A 22,945-nucleotide genomic window follows, 5' to 3' on the forward strand; every position below is an offset into this window, starting at 1 on the left:
GCAAAAAGACACCTGCGAGCTTGCTGCAAGTGTCTACTACTATAAATAAGGGACTGGCCCAGCTTCCTCATATAGCGAACGATATACTTAAGTCTATCAAATTCACCTATATCGATTATTATACGCGCACAAATTCAGAGGCAGGTGCTTTTGAAGTGGCAAAGCTTTTACCTACCAATGGAGCCAGTTGCTCCAAATCTTTCAGCAGCGCCGCGAATTGATCCGGGAACAGCGATTGAACGCCATCTCCCGTCATGGAATTGTCAGGATCCGTATGCATCTCAATGATAAGACCGTCTGCTCCAGCCGCTACAGAAGCCTTGGACATCGGTTCTACGAGCTCGCGCCGGCCCGTTCCGTGACTTGGGTCCGAGATCACCGGAAGATGGCTCAACCCTTGCAGAACCGGGATGGCAGATAAATCCAATGTATTTCGGGTATACGTTTCGAATGTTCGGATTCCGCGTTCACAGAGCATAACATTCGCATTGCCGCCGGCAAGAATATATTCCGCTGCATTCAGTAACTCATCATAGGTGGCGCTAAAGCCTCTCTTGAGCAAAACCGGCTTGCCGCAGGTTCCCAGTTTGCGAAGCAAATCGAAATTCTGCATATTTCGGGTACCTACTTGAAGAATATCGGCATACTCGGCGCAAATATCAACGTATTCGGGGGTCATAACCTCTGTTATCGTCAGCAGGCCATGTTTTTGGCCCGCTTCAGCCATCATGATCAAACCCTCGACGCCAACACCCTGGAAGCTGTATGGACCCGTACGAGGCTTAAATGCGCCTCCTCTGAGCACTTGCCCACCTGCTGCCTTGACCAGCTGTGCAATCTCGTCAATCTGCTGCGCAGATTCCACTGCGCACGGTCCCCCCATGACAACCAGGTTGCCGCCGCCAATCCTGGTGCCCTTAATATCGATAACGGTATCATCCGGATGGAAATCACGGCTCGCCAGCTTGTAGGACTTGGAGATCTTGACTACGTTCTCTACACCTTTCATTTGACGAAGATGCTCCGCAAGTTTCGGATTCACGCTGCCGATAAGACCGATTACCGTCCGATCCGCCCCTCGGGATACATGAGCCTGCAGTCCTTCCTTCTCAATTTCCCCTACGATATGCTGTACTTGTTCCTCTAATATTTGATTTGAAGTGATAACGATCATTATATAACCTTCTTTCTGAATATATTCTTGTTTGTGAATGAGTTGATGATCACTTTCGCGCTTGTTCGCTTTTAAGCTTTTATGCTTTTAACTGATAAAGTAAATATACAAAAAAAATACTCCCGTCGTCAAGCCCATTCTTCAAGCCTTCATGATCGGGAGATCTGCTCTTTCCGTTTTACAATAACGTTTTATTACGTCCTTCTGCCACTTTTCGCTTAACCAGCGGTATGACAATTCTTACGGTTGTCCCGATGCCAGCACGGCTGAACAAAGTGACCCCATATTCATTACCGTAGTGAAGCTTGATCCGTTGGTCTACATTCCGAATGCCGTATCCGGCATTGGTCAGATCCTGACCAGCTGTATTATCAAGAACTCTGCCGGGAGGGAAGCCCACGCCGTTATCAATGATTTTGAATTCCAGCACATCTTCCACTTCCAGCACTGTGGCCGTAATTCGGATATGAATATACTCCCCGGTCCATGCATGCTCCAGCACATTCTCGATAAACGGCTGCAGTATCAATTTCACCGTTTCATACCGTACCACCTCAGGCGCATAATCATAGGTAACCTGCATCCGCTCATCGTATTTGATCTTTTGAATATCAACATACGCCTGAGCCTGTTCCAATTCATTCTTCACCGAGATGATATTACGGCCATCATTCAGCGACAGACGGTAAAACTTCGCCAAATCCATCACCATGCGCTGAAGTTTATCCAGCATCCCGAACCGTGCCAAGCGGCTGATGGAAGATAGCGTATTGTATAGGAAATGCGGATTAATCTGCGCATGAAGCGACTCCAGCTCCGCTTCTTTTTTCTGCAGATCGGCGAGATACACCTCATTGATCAGTTTACCGATATTGCTGCCCATATCGTTCAGAGCAGAGGAGATGTGGGTGAACTCATCATTTCCTTTAAAAGACACCCGTTTATGGAATTCACCTTCCTGAAATGAATCAAGCACCGATACGATTTTGGACACCCTTCGACTGAAATATCTTGAGACCACGATGCTGACAACAAAAAAGATACCAATGCAAATGAGACAGATCAGATAGGTTAGATTACGTATCTTTACGGTATCTTTCTCCACAATTTGGGCAGGAACCACGGCAATGAGATCCCAGCCCAGCTGAGGAATCGGCTTGCGGATAAGCAAATCCCCGTTCTTACGGAGCTCCTTCTCTCTAAAGACGTTGGTCTGCTTGCCGCCCGATGACAGGACCACGCGTCCTTGGGAATCCGATAAATACAACGCTGTGCCATCGCCGATCTTGTTGTAATCCATGCTTTCGAACAAATCTGTCATGCTGACATTAATCCGCATGAATCCGATCTCCTGCGGTTTAATGGTCGTACTGATATCGACCAGTCTCCGCAGCAATGAGATACGGCCGTTGCTCGCATCATCCTCGATCTGTTTCCACTGGAGTGTTACTCCGTAATTCTCTTCCTTGGGATATAATTTATACCAGGTCCTGTTCTCAAGCCGCTCATATTGATAAATATCGAATAGACGTTTGTTAGAGTCGAGCGGATCCGAATACGCGTAACTGTCATAGATCTCCCTAAGATCGTCATTGCGCAGATAGATCGACAGCCAAATCCTCCGATTCGCTGTGCTCACCGCTGTCTCCAGCTTCGGAATGAGCACATTGATCGTTGTATCGTAGCTTACCCAGGCGCTTTCTGTATATCGCAGCCGGCTGTTAAAGGTCGTATCGAAATACAGCATGTCTGATATTCGAATCATATCCTCCATCTTGTAAGAAATATTCTCGCTCATTTGATGAAGTGTTCCCTGGATGTTGTTGTACGTCTGCTCACGAGTTGACTTAACGAAGACTTGATTCGCGATTTGACCCACAAGCAATACCGGTATAATGATGAACACACAGTACGAAATCATCAACTTGTAACCGAATGGTATCTTGACCCGTATTCGTTCGAATTTCCCCGCCATAACATGCATGACCCCACATCTAATCTGTATTTTGCAAGTTAAGAGTGCTTGCGCCGGTATTCCAAGGGTGTCATTCCGTACATTTCCTTAAACTGCCGACTGAAATAAGGTAAATATTGATACCCGGTCTGTGACGCAATTTCGTATATTTTCAGCTTGGTTGTCTTGAGCAGGTCTCTCGCACGCTCCATGCGGAGTTTAATCACATAATCGCTGAAGTTATGCCCGGTTTCTTCTTTGAAGAGTACCCCGAGATAATTCGGTGAGAAAGAAAAACGGTTTGCCATATCTCGCAGTGTAATGTTCTCATGCATGCGCGCCTGAATATTCTCAATAATCTCTTCGACCAAGCGTCCATTCTTGGTTGATTTTCGGTTTTTGAGCATTTCCGATATTTCCATTGCCTTCATTCGCAGCCATGAGAAAATATCATCCATCGTTTCAAAGTGCAGCAAAATATCAAAATTCTTGAGCTCCAAGCCTGCCATTCGGTACAATTCTTCATTAATCGTCTGAAGATGACCTTCCAGCTTTACCATGATATACACAGCTAAATTGCGTATCGTGAACTTGGAACGTATATTGGAAGCAAGTAATTGAATCGCTTCCAATTCATCATAGATACGAACAATATCATACTCTGTCATGGCTGTAAACAATGCATCGAAGCGGATATCGAGACTTTTTACATCTTCACGATCTTCGGTAGGCACCTCGCTGTACAGAATCCATCTGCCTTTGCCCCGAAACATCTTATAGTCCAGGGCAGCTAAAGCCTCCTGATAGGATGTATGGAGATCCTCCAGCTTGTGGACGGCCTTACCTTCCCCTACAGTCATGGTATAGGCGCATTCTTGCTTCAATTCTTCCAGAAGGGACTGAATCTCCGCTTTGCCTCGGCCACCGCTAAGCAGCACGGCTGTCCGCTGATCGTTCACCTTGCATATATGCTCAAAGCCGTTCGCGTCGAGAAGTTTATGTAATCTTGCAAAGTAGTTCTCCACAACACTAAGCTTTTCCTCGGAATCGAGCGAGCTGTTGCGCCATGTACTCACATTATCAAGTTCCAGCAAAATGACGCACACCGGCCAATGAAGCTCTGTAAAACGGTACTCCCGCTTGATGATATCCAGTATCGCGCCATCGTAAGGCTTCTGAAGAATTTGCAGCAAGTATTGATTTTTGAGGATAGGGATCATCTGCTGATAGGCCTGCTCCGTCTCCTTGCGTTCATGAAGGCGATCGAGCTCAAGTTTCACTTTTGTCAGGGCATCGATCAGTTCCTGATCTTCCATCGGCTTCAAAACATAACTGCATGCGTTCAAAGCGATAGCCTGCTTCACGTAACCAAAGTCCTGGTAACCGCTTACGAAGATAATCCGAAGTTCCTCCTGCAATTTCAGCGCCCGCTGTGCAAGCTCCAGCCCAGTCATATTGGGCATGCGGACATCGGTAACGAGGATGTCGATCTTCTCCCTCTCGAGAACCTCATAGGCGGCGAAGCCATTATTGACCGAGTCTATCACTTTCATTCCGAGATTCTCCCATGGAATAAAGCTCTTCATGCCCTCTAGGTCCAGTATTTCATCGTCTGCCAGCAGCACTTTATACACAGGTTACCATCTCCCCTATAAATTCCGATAAGGGTATACTGCATCAGCAGCATACCCTTCTTGGTTTAAGTAAAGATTATTATTGGCCTTTCATTTTTGTAACGTTTTCTTGCCATTTCGTTGTTTTGAATGCAAGAAGTTTATCGTATCCAGCAGATTGTGCATCCGCTTCAGCCTTGTCGAGGATAGCCAATACTTCTGCATCATCCTTCGCATACAGGGCTTTCGCTCTGGATTCTGTAAAGATATCTTCTACACGCTGACGGATAATTCCTTCCTCGCTGTCCGGAGCCGGATCGAGGTTGATGTATTCCGTAGCATTCGCTTGGGTTTTCCAAGTGATTTCATACTGCCAACGAGTGGACCAGTTGCGCTGCTCTTCTGGCAATGTACTCTCGTATTTTGCTTTTGCTGTATCAATAAATACCGTGTTACCATTCCAGTGCAGATTCGTTGTGATTGCTTGAAGTTTGTTAAGACCGGCTGCATCAGATACATATTTCTCCGTGAATTTAGGTGTCACGCCGTCTTCTTCAAAGCCATCCCAATATCCTCCTGGAGGGCCCCACATCAGAACGCTTTGTCCTTCAGGACCTGTGTACCAATCCAGGAAAGCAAAGATAGCTTCTGGATCTTTAGCGGACTTCGTAATTACGCTTACGTTCCAACCCAATTGAGTATAAGTACCAGGGAAGATTTTGTTCTTGTCGAGGCCTTCTTTGTGAATCGGCCAGATCATGAAGTATCCTCCGTTTGGATCTTTTGCTGCCAACTCTGCATGAGCGTTCATTGCATTTTCAGTCGGGCTTGATGCAGCGTATACTGCAATGCGTCCAGTGTTCACTTTCTCTTTAACCTGGTCAACCGTTTGAGTCATAGCATCCTGAGAAATCAATTTCTCACGGAACAGCTTCGCAGAATACTGCATCGACTCACGGAAGATTGGATCCGTAAAGATAGAAGTCAGCTTATCGCCGTTAGGTACGCCGCGGATGCTGATCCAGCGAGTTAGAGCATTTTCAGCAAAAGCGGAATACAGAACTTCAATGCCTTGACCTTGAACGTGTGGTTCAAACGGAACAACTTTATCGCCATACTTGGCTTTTACTGCTTTCAGGTATTCATACAAATCATCTGTGGTTTCCAGTTTAGGAGAACCCAGTTCTGTGTAAATTTGTTTATTAACAACATACCCTGCATTACCATTCGGCTGGTTTGTATACCAGTTCGGGAACTGATACAGTTTGCCGTCAGGGGAACGAAGCATGTTCAGACCTTCTTCACCCATCCATTCTTTCAGGTTAGGGTATTTATCGAGATATTCATCATAAGGCACAAGCATGTCAGCTTGACGCAGCTTCTCTACATCCGGTCCACGGTCCATCCACATGACATCCGGAAGCTGAGTGGAAGCAATCATGGTGTTGAATTTTTGCTGCGCGTTACCTTGCGAATGAATTGCGTTTACGGTTACTTTCTTATTCTCTTTAATCCATTTCGAAGATTCGTCTTGCCCCCATGGAGGCATGGTATACTCGTTATAATGACCGTAGAAACTGAACTCCAGTGGAGTTTCGCCAAGTACAAACTTGCCTGCTTCTTCTGTTGGAGGCGTGCTAGTTCCACCTTCTCCTGCAGGAGCTGGGTCAGCAGTTTTCGCTCCGCCGCCGCATGCTGAAAGCATGAGCGCTGCAGTCAGCAAGGCCGTCATCGATGTGGTCAGCGATTTCTTTCTCAACCTCATTCTCTAATTTCCCCTTTCGTCTTTACACTTGATATTTATGTCCAAAGCTCATGCTTCAAACAACACGCGTTATCTCTTCCTACTCTTTCAGGGAACCTACCAGAACACCCTTAACGAAGTGCTTCTGGACAAATGGATACACCATAATAATCGGAAGCGTTGCCACCATCATAGTTGCCATGGACAGCGATTTAGAAGTTACACTCTGCATCCGTGAGAGAACGGCTTGAGAAGCCGAATCCAGGTTGCTCATCTGTTCAGACATAATATTAGAATTCAATATTTGGCGAAGCATGGTCTGAATGGGCAGCAGGTTCTCGTTATTGATATAAATACTTGGCAAGAACCATTCATTCCAATGGGAAACTGCCGTAAATAACGATAATGTTGCGATAACCGGACCGGACAGCGGGAGAATGATTTTGAAGAAAATACCCCAGTTGCCGCAGCCATCAATCTTGGCGGATTCCTCAAGACCATTCGGAAGACCGTTGAAGAAAGTCCGGAAGATGATCATGTTCCACACGCTTACCAAGCCCGGAATAATGAACACCCAGAAGGAGTCCATCAGACCCAAACCACGAACGAGCATAAAGGTTGGGATCAAGCCGCCGCCAAAATACATCGTAATGATACACATAATCATGTAGTACTTGCGGCCAATCAATTCGCTCTTGGTCATCCCGTAAGCAAAGATGGATGTTACGAGTATGGAGGAGATGGTTCCGATCACGGTACGAAGCACCGAAATCTTGAAACCATTCAGCAGCCTGGTATCCTGAAACACGATCCCGTAATTCTCCAATGTAAAGTCCCGGGGCCAAAAGGTAACGCCACCCATTGCTGTATCTGAACCCGAGTTAAATGAAATGACCAGTCCGTTCCAAAACGGATAAAAAGTTACAAAGGCCAATAATGCCAGAAAGATATATATGATAACCATCATCACTTTGTCACCGAATGCTAACCGTACCAAAACTACCGACTCCCTTCATCACAATGTTCTCTTACCATAAGCTGTTACCTGATTTACGTGCGATCAAGTTGGCAATCGTCAGAAGCATGACGCTGATTACCGCTTTAAACAAGCCTACAGCCGTTGCATATGAGAATCGGGAATTTTCAATACCTATTCGATAAACATACGTGTCGATAACGTCGGAAACCTCTCGCAATACCGGGTTCTTCGCCAAGAGCAAGATGTCTTCGAAACCTGCAGTAAGCAAGTTACCAATGGCAAGAATCATGAAAATACTTACAACCGGCATAATCGAGGGAAGCGTAATCGTAAAGATCTGTCTGAACTTGCTTGCACCATCCATGTCAGCAGCTTCGTACATATGCGGGTCAACCCCGGCCACAGCTGCCAAGTATACGATGGAGGAGAACCCGATTTCTTTCCAAACCCCTGTCGTTACGAGAATTGTCCAGAAGTATTCCGGAATGGACAGGAAGTTGAGCGGTTCCTCAATCAAATTCAGCTTCTGAAGCAAAATATTTACGCTGCCGTTATCCGTTGACAAGAGAGAAATCGCAAAGCCTGAAACGATAACCCAAGACAGGAAGTGCGGCAGATAACTGACCGTTTGCACGAGTCTTTTGAAGAACATATGCCGGACTTCGTTCAGCATAAGTGCAAGCAGAATCGGTGCAGGGAATCCAATGAGAAACTTGAGCAAACTGATTACGATCGTATTTCTCATGACCGTCATAAACTCTGGTGATTCAAAGAACATTTCGAAATGTTTGAATCCTGCCCAAGGGCTGTCACCCATACCTTTAAAAATGTTAAAATCCTGAAAAGCCATCAAAATACCGTACATCGGTATATAGCTAAACACAAAAATGAGTGCGAGTGCAGGAAGCACCATTAACTGAATATCCCATTGTTTAGCAAAGCGAATTAACAAGCTGTCCTTCTTCCGTTTTGGAACAGGTTCCTGTTCTACGGATATTTGCGCCATATCCAACCCCCCGTGTGTTCTATGCCATGAAGTTTATCTGATGTCTAACATTGTAGTTTAAACTATCAAATATAAACATTTGCCTATTCAACGAAAAATGATATTATTCAATCGAAAAGTGAAACGCTTACACGACATGGAATATTGCTTTCTTATGTAAAGTGAGGGATATGGCTTTTAGGAAAATTACAGTTTCCACCTTTTAATCCTATGATTTGTAAAAAACATTTCTGAAATTAAACATGAAAAGACCCATCGCAAACAGTACCTGCGATGGGTCTTAATTGAGCATATAAATGGCAATTCCTATGACTTACTCTTCACCCGAACCGGGGGAAGCAGCTTGCTCATATTCACCGTGCGTTTGATTTCCCAAGTATCCGGCTTATCGTGTTCATACTGTTCCAAATAAGCGATGACTTCCTTGGTAATTGGAGTCGGTGTTGATGCCCCTGATGTAACTGCCACTTTGCCTACTCCTTCAAGCCATTCGCGTTTCAGTTCCGTCACATCCCCGATACGGTAAGCGGGAACGCCTGCAATCTCTTCAGACACCTGGGCAAGCCGGTTCGAGTTATTGCTCCGCGGATCTCCAACCACAATGACCAAATCCGACTGTCCCGCTTGCTCGGCTACAGCTTCCTGCCGCACTTGCGTGGCAAGACAGATCTCGTTATGAATCTCTGCTCCCGGAAATTTATCCAGCAGACTCTTCATGATATGCTTGATATCCCACTGGCTCATCGTAGTCTGATTCGTAATGGTGATTCGGGATGACTTCACCTGCAGCTGCTCGATCTCTTCCTCGTTCTCGATAAGATGCACATGATCCGGCGCGATGCCAATGGCACCTTCCGGCTCCGGATGACCCTTCTTGCCGATATAAATGATTTCATACCCGTCGGCTACCTTTTCCCGGATTAAATCATGGGTTTTGGTAACATCCGGACAAGTGGCGTCCAGTGTCGTTAATCCTTTGTCCCGTGCAAGCTTGCGTACTTCCGGAGAGACCCCGTGCGCGGTAAAAATAACGGTGCCGCTCTCCACCTGACTCAGGATTTCCATCCGATTCGGACCGTCCAGGGTAATGATGCCTTCATCCTCAAAGGATTGCGTTACATGACTGTTGTGAACAATCATGCCCAATATATAAATAGGCCGAGGAAGATCCAAATTCTGGGCCGCCTGACGTGCCAATACCATGGCATCAACGACTCCATAACAATAACCTCTCGGTGATATTCTCAAGACTTCGATGATCCTCACCTGCTTTCCCTTGTAATACGTAAACGATCTAGTCTATTATAACCTATTCCAGAGGAGGAGCAAATACGACGGGCAGCCAGACGATAAACGTACTGCCTTCCCCTCTTCGGGTTACAACCTCCACAGACCCCTTATGCTCATCAATGATCCACTTGGCAATGGAGAGTCCAAGTCCGGTCCCGCTCGTGATGCCTCTGGATTGATCCGCACGGTAGAAACGTTCGAATATGAACGGAACCTCGTCCTTATCCATACCGATCCCCGTATCCGATATTCGAAGCCCGACCTGTCCCTTGTACAGGACAACATCCAGGCTCACCTCGCCCTCCGGCGTGTACTTGAATGCATTCTCAATGAATATGAACAGCATCTGCTGTAAATAATCCTTGTTGCCTTCCACGTAAACACCATTCAGAACGGACAGTTCGCCCACATGCCACTCTGCCGTTTTCTCCAGGAAATGAGCCCGCCTTGCGACCTCTTCAACCAACGGCTGGAGTGGTACGGGATCCAGCTCGAAGGTCTGGCCGGTATCGGCTCTTGCCAGAGACAGCATATCGTTCACCAGCCGGCTCATCCGCTTGGCTTCATCCGATATATCTCCCACCGCTTCGAATGAGATCTGCTTGATCGTGGCTTCGTCCATATCCGCTCTTTCGCCGGGTGCTACCTCCCACATTTTCTGCAGCAGATCCACATTCCCCCGAATGGTTGTCAATGGAGTTCTAAGCTCATGGGAAGCATCTGATACAAAACGGCGCTGTGCGGCGTAGGCATCCTCAAGCTCTTTATAGAAACCCTCCGTCCTCTCAAGCATCCCGTTAAAGGTACCAATCAGCTGCCCGATTTCGTCCTGCGGCCCGTCGTATTCGATTCGCACGCTAAGGTCGGTGCCCTTCTGGATCTGCTCCGCCGCCTCGGTGACCTTGCCGATCGGTTTCATGGATTTGCGAGCCAGAAACAGTCCCAAGGTTGATGCAATCACAAGTGTGGCTGCCGAACCCATGATCAGGATGGATTGGAGCCGGTCCAGGGTTTGTTCAATGGTACGCGTGTTAGCACCGACTTGTATCCACCCAAACAATTTCCCTGAATTTGTCTCTACAACACGATTTTCAAATACCAAAAACGAATTACCGTTCACGGTAACACGCTTAAACGCTTGTTTTGAATTTAAAGCCTTCTCTACAGAAGGGACGTCAAATTGAATGCCGCTAAAAGCCATATTTTGCGATTGCCATAGTTTACCATTATAAAATGTATAGGTCTGTACATACAGATCTGCTTCTTCCAAGCTGATAGCCGAGGATCTGTTAGGCAGAACCTCCACCGCCCCTTGCGTGAAACCAATTTTGTCAGCCTGCTGCTCAATACGCTGCTTTAACTCCTCATACGTATACAAATGGACAAAGCCATACACCGCCGAGCTGAAAATCAGCAGTGTTACAAACAAGATGCCGGTATACCACGCTGTCAGTCTTAACCGAATGGACATGCTAGTTATCTCCTCTTAAAATATAGCCGGCTCCGCGGATCGTCTGGATCAGCCGTTTACCTCCATGTTCCTCGGTCTTCTGCCGGAGCATGGCGATATAAACCTCCAGCACATTAGACTCTCCGCTGTAGTCATAGCCCCATATTTTATCCATAATCAAATCGCGCGACAGGACCCGCTTCGGATTTTGCATAAACAGATGCAGCAGCTCAAACTCCTTCGCCGTCAGCTCCAGTCTCTGACCGCTGCGAATGACTTCCCTCGCATCCGTATCCATTATGAGATCCTCGTAAGTCAGCCGGTGGTTAGACGAATCGTCGCCGGTTTTACGGCGCAGCAGCGCCCTTACGCGGGCAAGAAGCTCTTCCAGCGCAAACGGCTTAACCAGATAATCATCGGCTCCGGTATCGAGTCCCTTCACCCGGTTCTCCACTTCGTCCTTCGCCGTCAGCATCAGCACCGGTGTCGTGCTTCCGCCTTCCCGGAGTCTACGCAACGCTTCAAATCCATCGACTTGAGGCATCATCACATCCAGAACGACAACATCCGGGTCCTCACTCAATATCACTTTCAATCCTTCTGCTCCGTTGGATGCGGTCAGGACATCGTAGCCCTCAAACGCAAGTCCTCTGCGCAGCATGGAAATAATCTTCTCATCATCATCTACAATTAATATCCGGGATCGCATAGCGGCATCTCCTCTATCTAATAGCGTTATATTTAGTACGACGTCACAATCCCATTATATCGGTCGTCTCAAGGACAAGACAAGCGGAAGGGAACGATCCCTTCCGCTTGTTGTATACACCTATCCGGGGTTACGGTTGTTGCTGCTGTTGCTGCTGGGAAAGATCGAACTCGTTCTTATCACCGATCGTCAGCGGCAGGTCCATGTTCTTGCCGTTACGAACTACGTTCAGCGTAATTTTGTCTCCGACTTTCTTCGTTTTAATGAAGTCAACCAAATCTGACGAAGTCGGATATTTTGTTCCATCCACACCAACAATGATGTCATATTGACGCAAATCTGCTTCATATGCCGGCGAACGGAACACAACGCTGTCAACATAAGAGCCTTCCGTCACGTCGGTACCCAGGGACTGGGAAATTTGCGGAGTGACCGTTCCCAGGTTTGCCCCGATAAACGGAACCGGATCTTTCGGAACTTCCTCATTATTCTTCAGGTATTCCACAACTTCCTTAATCGTGTTGGACGGAATCGCGAACCCGATCCCTTGCGCTTCCGCGCTGACCGCTACGTTCATCCCGATGACTTCACCTTTCAGGTTAAGAAGCGGTCCGCCTGAGTTACCCGGATTAATCGAGGCATCGGTTTGCAGAAGATGCTCGTAATTCCGATCACTTTCGCCGTTCGTGCCTTGAATATCGATCTCGCGTTCCTTCGAGCTAAGTACGCCTGCGGTTACTGTATGCTCAAAACCATGCGGGTTACCGATGGCCACAAGCCATTCACCGACCTTCAGCGAATTGGAGTCACCTAGCTCCACCGACGGAAAATCGGCCCCTTCAATCTTCAGAACGGCCAAATCCAGCTCGTAACTGGAACCGAGCAGTTTCGCTTCATAAGGCTTTTTAGTGCCTTGTACCGTGACCTGTATCACATCGGCACCATGAATAACATGCTCATTGGTCAAAATATATCCGGACTTGTCAAAGATGAAACCCGAGCCAATCCCTGAAGGCTGGAGCTGGGATTCCTGTCCTCCGTTGCTGCCATTTCCACTGTTTCCACCATTACCGCTATTCCCGCCGTTTCCTTCCTGGCTCGATTGGCCGCCACCAAAGAAGTACCAGAACGGATCATTCATGTTCGGATTCGTGCTTTGTCTATTATTGCTGTTAACCAGTGTCTCAATCAGCACGACAGCCGGACTTGCCTGATCCACAACCGCGGATACATCCCCCTGACCCGAAGGAATTATCGCCGATGCCGTTGTTGCTCCGCCGTTATCACTCACGTTAGCCGAAGTTTCTTGGGCTGGCTCAGATGAGAACGCTGCATCCGGAGTAAATAAATTCGTACGATCCGCGGCGAACATCAAACTTGAGATGACGAGTACGCCTGCCAGGAAGGACAGGAGCACGGTCTTCACTGAAGTTTTAGGCTTCTGATTATAATTCCAGTCTTTATTTCTTGTCATGGAATCCACAGGTCCGCTGCCTCCACCCTGGCTTCCGGAGGAATTCGAGAAGCTCGAAGATGGTATCGGTTTAACAGGCTGAGGAGCGGTAACCTCCACTTCCTGCGATTCTCTGCTGCGGTATGGGTGATCTGTCTGCTCGTCATCACGCTCACTGGGTATGGACTGAAACGGTCCGTAAGAATAGTAGTAAGAAGAAGAATTCTCAGAAGAAGATTCATTCTCACGTCTCGGTAATTCATTGTTATTCGACTCGTTGTTGTTTGCCTCATCATCCGGGTACCCGTAACGCTTTCTTTGATCGTCCATAGGTCTACCTCCTATTTAAAATCACTTGCTTCCAAGTGGTTTAATTGATTAACTGTTCTTATTGTGTACTATAAACCTTAATAGTACCTTAAAAACAATTAAAAGGCAGATAAAAAGAAAGCTGGGCTACATCCCGGAATATGAGTTGTTCGCTACATTTTGACCCAGCCCTTCCGGTGGGCATAAATCGCCAATTGCGTGCGATCATCCAGCTCACACTTCATCAACAGATTGCTGACATGCGTCTTCACGGTCTTAATGCTGATATGCAGCTCTTCCCCGATCTCCTTGTTGCTTCTCCCTTCGGCAATCAGCAGCAGAACCTCTTTCTCACGCTCGGTGAGTCCGGATTCATCCCCGTTCACCATATGTCGGCGAATCCCCCGAGTCAGCGCTTCCGATACGTCTTTAGTCATCACCGGCATGCCTCTGAATGCCCCCTGGAGAGCATATATAAGCTCATCGGCCGATACGGTCTTCAGCACATAACTGACAGCACCTGCTTCAATGCACTCCACCACAAGTTCGTCCTCAAGGAAGCTTGTCAGAATGACAATCTTCTGATCAGGGAATTCGGACATGACGGCACGTGTAGTCTCGGCCCCGTTCATGACCGGCATCATTAAATCCATAAGAATGAGATCAGGCCTCGATGCCTCATCTCCATTCCGCAACATATCGACAACCTCTTGCCCATTCGCTGCCTCACCGATGACTTCAAATCCCGGGTCCAGCGACAAATATGTTTTCAACCCCATGCGAACCATATCATGATCATCAGCCAGCAGTATCCGAATCGTACCCATAATGATGTTGTCCCCTCTCTATTCCACTGGCTCAGCCAGTTCTTCCAGCTCTTCTCGATCTTCCTGATCCTTGCTCTCTTCCGTGGTCGATCCCTGTTTCCCCTCTGCTTCAAAAAGCGGAATATTCACGCGAACCGTTGTGCCTGCACCCTTCTTGCTTATGATATCCACCTGCCCGCCGAGCTTCTCGGCGCGCTCACGCATGGTAGACAGCCCGTATGAGCCCTGCTTGCCTGCAACCTCGTCAAATCCAACACCGTCGTCGCTGATGCTTAAAATGACACGTTTCTGGTCCTCCCGGAGGGACATGCTGACAAGACTTGCACCCGCATGCTTCACGATGTTGGCAACCGCTTCCTGAATGATCAGGAACAGCTGATGCTCAATCGCATCCGATACCCCTCCGTAAATTTCAACATCCTTCATGCCCTTCAGGCCATTTTGGCGGCAGTAATCCGGGAACCACCGTTCGAGTGCCTCCTCCAGGGTTCTGCCTTCCAATTCCACGGGACGAAGCTGTGCAATCAGTGCCCGCATCTGTTTCTGTGCAACATGAGACATCTCGATTAACTGCCCCAGCACCTTATCGCCCTGTTCCGGATTTCGCTTGAGAACCGCCGGAAGGGATGAGGCCGACATATGAATCGCGAACAGCTGCTGGCTAACCGTATCATGCAAATCCCTTGCCATTCGGCGCCGTTCTTCAAGGACCGCCGCTTCCGCAGCGATTTCCTTCTCAATGACATCCTGCTCGCCCAGGCGCTGCAGGAGCTTCATTTTTTTCTCCAGCGCTTCCGTCATTCCATTGAATTCATCATACACTCTGGCAAAAGAACCGTCTTCCATGGCCGGCAGCCGCACATTCAGATTTCCCTTGGCAACCTGCAGCATGTTCAGATGAAGCAAATCCAGCGGGCGCTGAATGCGCTGTCCTGCAATGTATCCCGCAATCCCCGTAAACAGAAGGACACCGACCGTGTAATACACCCACAGCCGGTTATCTTCAATATGTATGTAGCCGGATTGGTTCGCTGTATACAGGAAAACAGCAACCCCGGCTCCAATCAGCAAAAAGTAAAACAAAATCACCCATTTGGTATTTTTCAAAATTCCCATCATAACAGTTATCCTACCCTATTCACTTTGACATCACCGATAAACACGCTAACAATAATTCGAATCTTCTTACCCGCTTCCCTGTAATGCGGGCTTTCCAATCCGGCATTGCTCATAAACCCGCTTCGGCTTTCCTCCAGCACCTTCATATCGCCAATGAAAGAGTTGGTCGTGACATGGATGCCGATATCCGAATCATTCGGAACAAACACCTTGACATCCCCGATAAAAGCCGAGATATTGATCTTCGTTTCCCCATAGGGAATCTGAGCCTTCGTCAGATCAAGCACCGTATCTCCAATGAACTGCGAAATATTCGTTGGCTTCAGCTGAAAATAATCCTTACCCATATGCACGTCCCCGATAAAAGAGGACTTGTTCACCGTATCATGACCATTCCAGGATTGGTCATGATGGTGATCTGTATTGTCGGAGCCATCACCGTATCTTCTGCCGTCATTATCAAAATCAACATGAACCCTAAAGCGACTGCGATCCTCACGCTCTTGGCGCGGGCGTTCATGCTGCTGTCCATCCCATCGATATCCTTTACCTGGTTCACGATCGTGCATAGAGGCTGGCTCTGGATCCGAATGGGTCTTGTCAGCCTTGTCTGGCTTGCCGAATCTCCGTTCGAACTCTTCATCGAGGGAAGAATCGAGCGGCCGGGCTTCCGGCGGCTCAGGCAGATCATAGTCCTCCCGGCGATGCGAACTGAAATCATCCGGACTTGGCGGTGAAGGTGGCGGTGTATGATGTCTCGGTTTAAAGATCACCTGCAATCCAAAACCAATCAAAATGATCGGAATCGCATACTTGATAAGATCGCCAAATGAGAAATCAACCAAATCCAGGTTTCTTCCGAGAAAATACGTCCCGATAATGATGGGTACAACAGCACCCCACAGGGCTCCTCCACGGGCATAAATCAAACTCTGCAGCCCGAACCAGATAAGGAACACCGGCCAAAAGGTCGAGAATATATAACCAAGGTCCACATTTATAAGATCAAGCTGATTTAGAAGAAACAGAACGCCGATACCAATGAGCAGCAATCCGCTGCTAAGCTGGCTCCATCCTTTTCTACTCATGGTCATCCCCTTGCCTTCCAATTCATTTTTTTATTTAACTACAGTGTACAACATATTGGAATGAACCGGTTAGCGGCGGTGGAATGAAAGTGATCTCCGTCTTGAGACCGAGTGAGTGGATAAAAATGGGTATTTAACCATAATAAAAGACCTCCGCTAAAGCGGAGGTCTTATTTTTCACGAACGGACGCTGGCATCTAAACCTTAACGGTTTGCAGAATGGTCCCCTGGTGTGTTCAGTTCGCCAAACTCAGCATCAAACTTCTCGTTCGGTTTTTTGAAGTTCTCTTGAACTTTGGAATTTCCTTTTGGGTTGCTGGCTATGCTGGTATCTTCAGCAAACTCAGCATTAAACTTTTCATTCGGTGTTTTGAAGTTCTCTTGAACTTTGGAATTCCCTTTAGGGTTGCTGGCTATGCTGGTATCTTCAGCAAACTCAGCGTTAAACTTTTCATTCGGTGTTTTAAAGTTCTCTTGCACCTTGTTCTTCTTAGCCACAGTATTCACCTCCCTGTTCTTATGCAATACCATCATCCTCTTCAGGGGTTTTGCCCCCGAAAAGTAGTATGCGAAGAACAAGCAGTCATTATTCCGAAATCTTTATTCCTTGAGCGCGTGCTTAAAGAGCCTTAAATTGCTTCTTCAAGCACCGATGAAGGCAGGAAGTGATAGGTCTCAATTGCATTATCTAGCGTCTTCAGCATTTCTTCCGTACATTTGCCGCTGCCGGTCTTAATGACCTGCACCTCGACGTCCTTTTTACCCCACTCCTTAAACACCTGCTTGGTTGTGGAGAAGTAAAGGTCGATTTTCTGGCCTTTGATGGCAGACCCGATATCCGCTACAATGCCATACCCATAGCCTGGGACATAGAGAATGCTCCCGATTGGAAACACATCCGGGTCTGCGGCAATCGTTGACAGCGTATTTCGATCCCGCTTAACCTTCACACCGGAATAGGTAATTCCATACTGCGGATGTCCCGGCTTCTTCCCGGTGGATTCATAACCGGCCGTGTACCCGGTAGCGGTTACCTTCACGGTGTGCAGCACCTGATCATCCTTCGGTGCAAGCACAGGAACGGATCCACGCTTCTTGTCAGGCTCACTTCTCTTGGCTGTATCGGGAATTTCCAAGTATCTATTGATATCACTGAACCCTGCTACTCGGAGCGCATAGAACCGAGACATTTCGATGTAATCGGAGCCTTGAATTTCCCCGTAAGGTTCATAAACATTCCTGGTGTCTGTTGATTCGAAGGATTCGCTTAGAATCAAGTTGTAGGCATCTACTGTTGAAGAACCTGCACTGAACAAGACTGCTGATAAAATAAAACCAGCAAAAAACCTCTGCCATGTTTTCCATTGGATCATGTGAGTACCTCCCCCTTACTAGCGAGGGTTCCCACTTCTCAAATAGAATATACATCTTGGCAGAGGTTTGCATGCTGCTCTTCTTACTTCAACTTAAACCACATGGGTGTTGATTTCTTCACGAAGCTTGAGGATGATATCGTCCAGCGACTGCGCGCCGATATCCCCTTCGCCGCGTTTGCGAACGGAAACGGCACCCGCGTTTTTCTCATTCTCACCTACGATGAACATGTAAGGAATCTTCTCAAGCTGTGCTTCGCGAATCTTGTAGCCCAGCTTCTCATTGCGAAGATCCGGCTCTACCGAGATGCCTGCGAATTGAAGCTTCTCCGCCACTTCCTTGGCGTAGTCTTCAAAAGCATTGGAGACCGGAATCACTTTAACCTGTACAGGCGAGAGCCACAGCGGCAGTGCGCCTGCAAAATTTTCGAGCAAGAATGCCGTAAAGCGTTCCATGGTGCCCAGAATACCGCGGTGGATAACAACCGGACGGTGCTTTTGACCATCGTCCCCAACGTATTCCAGTTCAAAGCGCTCCGGAAGCAGGAAGTCGAGTTGAACGGTGGACAGCGTCTCTTCCTTGCCCAGTGCCGTACGAATCTGCACGTCCAGCTTCGGACCATAGAAGGCCGCTTCACCTTCCGCTTCATAGAACGGCATGTCGAGGCTTTCCACAACTTCACGCAGCATGCGCTGGGACATTTCCCACATCTCATCGTTTTGGAAATACTTCTCGGTATCCTGAGGATCCCGATACGACAAGCGGAAACGGTAATCATGAATGCCGAAGTCTTTATAAACCGTCATGATCAGTTGAATGACTCTCGCAAATTCTTCCTTGATCTGATCCGGACGACAGAAGATATGCGAGTCGTTCAACGTCATTGCACGTACGCGGTGCAGGCCGGTCAGGGCCCCGGACATCTCGTAACGATGCTGCATGCCAAGCTCGGCAATGCGGATCGGCAGATCCCGGTAGCTGTGCATATCGCTCTTATACACCATCATATGGTGAGGACAGTTCATAGGGCGAAGGACCAGTTCTTCGTTGTCCATCTCCATTTTCGGGAACATGTCCTCCTGATAGTGCTCCCAGTGACCCGAGGTTTTGTACAGTTCCACGTTTCCGAGAACGGGCGTGTATACGTGCTGGTAACCAAGACGCTCCTCCATGTCAACGATATAACGCTCCAGGGTACGGCGCAATTTCGCACCGTTTGGCAGCCAGATCGGCAGGCCTTGTCCAACAAGCTGCGAGAACGTAAACATTTGCAGTTCCTTGCCAAGCTTTCTGTGATCCCGCTTCTTGGCTTCCTCGAGCAGGTGAAGATGCTCATCCAGCTGCGCTTTTTTTACAAACGCTGTGCCGTATACGCGCTGGAGCATTTTATTCTTGCTGTCACCGCGCCAGTATGCACCCGCCACATTCATCAATTTAAATACTTTGATCTTGCCGGTTGAAGGAACATGCGGTCCACGGCAAAGGTCAAAGAATTCGCCCTGTTCATAAATTGTAATGACACTATCCTCAGGCAAGGCATTAATAAGCTCCAGCTTGTATGGATCCCCGAGCTCGCCGAATACGCGCAGGGCTTCTGCACGGCTTACTTCCTTGCGGACAATCGGAAGATTCTCGCCGATGATGCGTTCCATTTCCTTCTCAATCTTTTGCAGATCCTCCGGATTCAAAGGCTCCTCCAGATCCATGTCATAATAGAAGCCGTCCTCAATGACGGGACCCACGCCCAGCTTGACTTCTTTTGCTCCATACAACCGCTTGGTTGCTTGCGCCAGCAAGTGCGCTGTACTGTGACGCATCACTTCAAGCCCTTCGGGCGTATCTTGCGTAACGATCTCAATCAAGGCTCCGTCTTGCAGCGGCGTTGATAAATCAACGACAATCCCGTCCAGTTTGCCCGCAACTGCATTCTTTCTTAACCCGCTGCTGATCGATGCAGCCACATCTTCGATACTGCTGCCTGCCTCATACTCGCGTACAGAGCCGTCAGGCAATTTAATGTTAATAGCCACCTTGTATTCCTCCCAAAAAAGGTTTTCACGTTTCTTCCATATATGAAGGACGCGTTAGTCCAGTTCCCTCCGCAAGCAAGCGCTCGGATTCACAAACCCGTGCACTCTCCGTCAGACGCCGGAACATGCAAAAAACACCCGTCCCGCGAAGGGACGAGTGTTATACCCGTGGTTCCACCCTAATTCGATCTCTCCATCAATGGATGTACCTGGTACATCATCAAGAAGATCCTTCATCAGCATGAAGTAACGGTCATGAACCGGTGAAGCCTACTCATCCGCATTGATCTTGATGTGCGGGTTCGACGACACAGCTACAAAGGGGTAAACCAATGGTGAACCGGAGGAAATTTGCAGCCGAGGTTTCCTCTCTCTGAGCGGTCTAATCCGAATTGATTCATGTCTTTGTCAGAGCTTTTACGTGAATTTATCAGTAATTATAATCCTGACTGCTTCGAAACGTCAAGTCATCATTCGACCACTTCCAAGAAGTGCACTGCATTCCGGACAGCTGCAGCATACTTCGGCACGGTTATCAAAAATATGGGCCAGTGTCACAATGACAGGAAGCTCCGGCTGTCTCGTGTGGATAATCATTCGAGCCGGTGACACGGCTATCAATGTACTGACGACCATATCCTCAATCTCCATCTCTTGATCAAGCCTCTCCATCACAAGTCCGTCATCGCGAGGACGCTCAATCGGCCGAAGATTGCCGTCCAGCAGCAGAAAATCTTCATCCCCTTTATGAATCACATGGACCAGCGGCATTTTCGGCTCTTGGAAATAGACAAAATATTTCAGCAGGCTCACAAATTCCTCGTACTGCTGATCCAGCATAAATTCATCCACTGCATACTCCGCCATCTCGCGGAGCTCCTGTTCATAGGACTGAAGACGGAAGGTCATGAACCCATCCAGATTAAGCTCCGGTGACTCGTTAAGGCATTGATAGATGCCCTCAGACAGCCTGCGCCTGCGGCTCTGCCAGAAGTCCCCCGACGGGCCCTCTTCCTTCTGCAGCAGCATGAGGAACCACTGCAGAATCCGCCCTGCTTCTTCCTCGTCATCAAACTCGAATTCCGAGAACATCAACCGTGCAGCAATCTCCTGCTCCTTCTCTTCCATAATATAAGCAGTGACTGCTTCGGAAGTGAGCCGCCGCAGCGTGTCGGCAGATACGGTCCATGAGGATAGCGGAAGTTTGCCGGAGCACGTCCAAATAACGCGGTCATCCGAAGCGCTGAATGCGAATTTCAGCTGCTTGCATTGTTTATGTAGCTCTTTCTGCTTGTCTGACAATATACGGTGAAACGTCTTTTTCTCGTCTTCCGTCCTTGTACCGACAGAAATGCTGAACAGTTCCATGGAATCACTCCTTTCGAGTTCCCTTTTCAGTATATGGGGACCCGCTCGGGGATATACGGAACTCTCGCTTGGAAAAACAAGCAAGTCCGGAGAATATCTAATAAATGGTCTGCATAATAAAAAGGCGAGCCGAAATCCATCGGCCCACCCTAAACAAATCAGAAAGTATAAGATTAGTTCTGCATAACAAAGTCGCGCTCAACGGTGCTGTTATCTTCAAAAACACGAAGAATATCATAGCGGGTATTGCGCTGAGCCGGGATATTTCCGGTCTCGCGGATCAATTGAATAATGGATTCAATATTGACCTTGTATACGGCACCTGCGGAAGATACGACGTTCTCCTCCATCATCGTGCTGCCAAAGTCATTACAGCCATAAGTAAGGGACAGCTTACCAACCTCAGGACCCATCGTTACCCAGGACGATTGCAAATTCGGTACGTTGTCGATGGCCAGGCGACCGATCGCTACTGTCTTCAAATACGCTTCCGGTGTTTCACGTTCACGCTTAAGGTTCGTATTGTCCGGTTGGAAGGTAAACGGAATGAAGGCCAGGAAGCCCTTGGAATCGTAACCGTTCTGAATGCATTCATCCTGCGCATCACGTACACGAAGCATATGCAGCGCACGCTCTTCCATCGTTTCACCAAGACCGATAACCATCGTAGCCGTTGTATTCATGCCGACTTTATGAGCCGTTTGCATAACATCCATCCATTGGCGCCATGTGCCTTTCAGACGGCTGACTTTTTTGCGGATACGATCATCCAGAATTTCTGCACCGCCGCCAGGCAAGGAGTCGAGACCAGCCGCATGAAGCTCACGCATAACCTCTTCCAGCGTCAGCCCGGAGATCTCAACCATCTTCATGATTTCCGCAGGCGAGAAGGAATGCATCGTAATGTTAGGAAACCGCTTCTTAATGTTGCGGAGCAGATCCGTATAATAAGTGAAAGGCAAATCCGGGTTAACTCCGCCTTGCATCAGAATTTCAGTACCGTTCACGTCCTCGGTTTCCTGAATCTTCTGGAAGATGGTCTCATCAGGCAGAACATACCCCTCTGAAGAGCCGGGTCTGCGGTAAAAAGCACAAAAACGGCAGAATACATCACAAATGTTCGTGTAGTTAATATTCCGGCCAATAACAAATGTTGTGATGGGATCGGGATGCAGACGCTTTGTCATAACATTCGCCGCATGTCCAATCTTCTCAATCTCATCACTCTCAAACAGCGTAACAGTATCTTCCAGATCTAAACGATCACCGCGTAAAGCTTTATCCAAAATACGGTTTACCGCACTCATTCTTGCAGCCTCCCTATTAGAACAAAATTACAAAGCACCAGTAAAACTTCATCTATCCCATCCTACCACATTCCGCCAGCAAAAACGACATCCCGTCCGTGACAGGATGCCGAATTCTATGATTTGGCAGAGCGTATATTCAGTTCATCAC

Annotated in this window: 18 protein-coding genes; all 18 read right to left on the reverse strand. The window is 47.9% G+C overall.

All coding sequences use genetic code 11. The features are described from left to right. Positions 1 to 118 precede the first annotated feature (118 nt). The 18 genes from aroF to mqnC all read right to left on the reverse strand — a co-directional run bounded on the left by aroF (position 119) and on the right by mqnC (position 22,794). Complete coding sequence (gene aroF, locus PVOR_RS24285) at positions 119 to 1,174, reverse strand: 3-deoxy-7-phosphoheptulonate synthase (RefSeq protein ID WP_006212187.1); 1,056 nt, start codon at positions 1,172 to 1,174, stop codon at positions 119 to 121. 178 nt (positions 1,175 to 1,352) lie between these two features. Next, a complete protein-coding gene (locus PVOR_RS24290) occupies positions 1,353 to 3,149 on the reverse strand; it encodes a sensor histidine kinase (RefSeq protein ID WP_006212188.1) in 1,797 nt (598 codons plus the stop codon). A gap of 38 nt (positions 3,150 to 3,187) precedes the next feature. Next, positions 3,188 to 4,762: a helix-turn-helix domain-containing protein gene (locus PVOR_RS24295; protein WP_006212189.1), complete on the reverse strand. Its 1,575-nt coding sequence runs from the start codon at positions 4,760 to 4,762 to the stop codon at positions 3,188 to 3,190. Between the two features lie 79 nt (positions 4,763 to 4,841). Next, positions 4,842 to 6,506, reverse strand: coding sequence for an extracellular solute-binding protein (locus tag PVOR_RS24300; protein WP_006212190.1), 1,665 nt, complete (start codon positions 6,504 to 6,506; stop codon positions 4,842 to 4,844). 79 nt (positions 6,507 to 6,585) lie between these two features. After that, positions 6,586 to 7,482, reverse strand: a complete 897-nt coding sequence (locus PVOR_RS24305; RefSeq protein WP_006212191.1) for a carbohydrate ABC transporter permease — start codon at positions 7,480 to 7,482, stop codon at positions 6,586 to 6,588. Positions 7,483 to 7,513: 31 nt separating this feature from the next. Continuing rightward, positions 7,514 to 8,470 carry an ABC transporter permease gene (locus PVOR_RS24310; protein WP_006212192.1) on the reverse strand — a complete coding sequence of 319 codons (957 nt, stop codon included), beginning with the start codon at positions 8,468 to 8,470 and terminating at the stop codon, positions 7,514 to 7,516. Positions 8,471 to 8,776: 306 nt separating this feature from the next. After that, positions 8,777 to 9,727, reverse strand: a complete 951-nt coding sequence (locus PVOR_RS24315) for a 4-hydroxy-3-methylbut-2-enyl diphosphate reductase (protein ID WP_040680968.1) — start codon at positions 9,725 to 9,727, stop codon at positions 8,777 to 8,779. Between the two features lie 52 nt (positions 9,728 to 9,779). Beyond that, positions 9,780 to 11,231 carry a sensor histidine kinase gene (locus PVOR_RS24320; RefSeq protein WP_006212194.1) on the reverse strand — a complete coding sequence of 484 codons (1,452 nt, stop codon included), beginning with the start codon at positions 11,229 to 11,231 and terminating at the stop codon, positions 9,780 to 9,782. A 1-nt stretch (position 11,232) separates the two neighbouring features. Further along, positions 11,233 to 11,919: a response regulator transcription factor gene (locus PVOR_RS24325; protein ID WP_006212195.1), complete on the reverse strand. Its 687-nt coding sequence runs from the start codon at positions 11,917 to 11,919 to the stop codon at positions 11,233 to 11,235. 130 nt (positions 11,920 to 12,049) lie between these two features. Continuing rightward, positions 12,050 to 13,702, reverse strand: coding sequence for a S1C family serine protease (locus tag PVOR_RS24330; RefSeq protein WP_006212196.1), 1,653 nt, complete (start codon positions 13,700 to 13,702; stop codon positions 12,050 to 12,052). Between the two features lie 152 nt (positions 13,703 to 13,854). Further along, entirely contained in the window at positions 13,855 to 14,508 is a 654-nt protein-coding gene (locus tag PVOR_RS24335; protein ID WP_006212197.1) for a response regulator, read from the reverse strand. A gap of 18 nt (positions 14,509 to 14,526) precedes the next feature. Next, complete coding sequence (locus PVOR_RS24340) at positions 14,527 to 15,627, reverse strand: sensor histidine kinase (RefSeq protein ID WP_040680955.1); 1,101 nt, start codon at positions 15,625 to 15,627, stop codon at positions 14,527 to 14,529. Positions 15,628 to 15,632: 5 nt separating this feature from the next. After that, entirely contained in the window at positions 15,633 to 16,721 is a 1,089-nt protein-coding gene (liaF, locus tag PVOR_RS24345; protein ID WP_006212199.1) for a cell wall-active antibiotics response protein LiaF, read from the reverse strand. A 198-nt stretch (positions 16,722 to 16,919) separates the two neighbouring features. Then, positions 16,920 to 17,213, reverse strand: coding sequence for a hypothetical protein (locus PVOR_RS24350; protein WP_006212200.1), 294 nt, complete (start codon positions 17,211 to 17,213; stop codon positions 16,920 to 16,922). A gap of 131 nt (positions 17,214 to 17,344) precedes the next feature. Beyond that, a complete protein-coding gene (locus PVOR_RS24355; RefSeq protein ID WP_006212201.1) occupies positions 17,345 to 18,088 on the reverse strand; it encodes a 3D domain-containing protein in 744 nt (247 codons plus the stop codon). 93 nt (positions 18,089 to 18,181) lie between these two features. Beyond that, positions 18,182 to 20,119, reverse strand: coding sequence for a threonine--tRNA ligase (thrS, locus tag PVOR_RS24360; protein ID WP_006212202.1), 1,938 nt, complete (start codon positions 20,117 to 20,119; stop codon positions 18,182 to 18,184). Between the two features lie 462 nt (positions 20,120 to 20,581). After that, on the reverse strand, positions 20,582 to 21,487 hold the full coding sequence (locus tag PVOR_RS24365; protein WP_006212203.1) for a putative sporulation protein YtxC: 906 nt from the start codon (positions 21,485 to 21,487) through the stop codon (positions 20,582 to 20,584). 173 nt (positions 21,488 to 21,660) lie between these two features. Next, positions 21,661 to 22,794 carry a cyclic dehypoxanthinyl futalosine synthase gene (mqnC, locus tag PVOR_RS24370; RefSeq protein ID WP_006212204.1) on the reverse strand — a complete coding sequence of 378 codons (1,134 nt, stop codon included), beginning with the start codon at positions 22,792 to 22,794 and terminating at the stop codon, positions 21,661 to 21,663. Between the last annotated feature and the right edge of the window lie 151 nt (positions 22,795 to 22,945).

Origin of the sequence: Paenibacillus vortex V453, from assembly GCF_000193415.1 — a bacterium.
Lineage (GTDB): Bacteria > Bacillota > Bacilli > Paenibacillales > Paenibacillaceae > Paenibacillus_AQ > Paenibacillus_AQ glucanolyticus.

What these genes read in the sequence shown, in the direction of transcription:
- aroF (WP_006212187.1), bottom strand. Translation starts at nt 1,174, where the DNA reads ATGATCGTTATCACTTCAAATCAAATATTAGAGGAACAAGTACAGCAT.
- PVOR_RS24290 (WP_006212188.1), bottom strand. Translation starts at nt 3,149, where the DNA reads ATGGCGGGGAAATTCGAACGAATACGGGTCAAGATACCATTCGGTTAC.
- PVOR_RS24300 (WP_006212190.1), bottom strand. Translation starts at nt 6,506, where the DNA reads ATGAGGTTGAGAAAGAAATCGCTGACCACATCGATGACGGCCTTGCTG.
- PVOR_RS24310 (WP_006212192.1), bottom strand. Translation starts at nt 8,470, where the DNA reads ATGGCGCAAATATCCGTAGAACAGGAACCTGTTCCAAAACGGAAGAAG.
- PVOR_RS24320 (WP_006212194.1), bottom strand. Translation starts at nt 11,231, where the DNA reads ATGTCCATTCGGTTAAGACTGACAGCGTGGTATACCGGCATCTTGTTT.
- PVOR_RS24325 (WP_006212195.1), bottom strand. Translation starts at nt 11,919, where the DNA reads ATGCGATCCCGGATATTAATTGTAGATGATGATGAGAAGATTATTTCC.
- PVOR_RS24330 (WP_006212196.1), bottom strand. Translation starts at nt 13,702, where the DNA reads ATGGACGATCAAAGAAAGCGTTACGGGTACCCGGATGATGAGGCAAAC.
- PVOR_RS24335 (WP_006212197.1), bottom strand. Translation starts at nt 14,508, where the DNA reads ATGGGTACGATTCGGATACTGCTGGCTGATGATCATGATATGGTTCGC.
- PVOR_RS24340 (WP_040680955.1), bottom strand. Translation starts at nt 15,627, where the DNA reads ATGATGGGAATTTTGAAAAATACCAAATGGGTGATTTTGTTTTACTTT.
- liaF (WP_006212199.1), bottom strand. Translation starts at nt 16,721, where the DNA reads ATGACCATGAGTAGAAAAGGATGGAGCCAGCTTAGCAGCGGATTGCTG.
- PVOR_RS24355 (WP_006212201.1), bottom strand. Translation starts at nt 18,088, where the DNA reads ATGATCCAATGGAAAACATGGCAGAGGTTTTTTGCTGGTTTTATTTTA.
- PVOR_RS24365 (WP_006212203.1), bottom strand. Translation starts at nt 21,487, where the DNA reads ATGGAACTGTTCAGCATTTCTGTCGGTACAAGGACGGAAGACGAGAAA.
- mqnC (WP_006212204.1), bottom strand. Translation starts at nt 22,794, where the DNA reads ATGAGTGCGGTAAACCGTATTTTGGATAAAGCTTTACGCGGTGATCGT.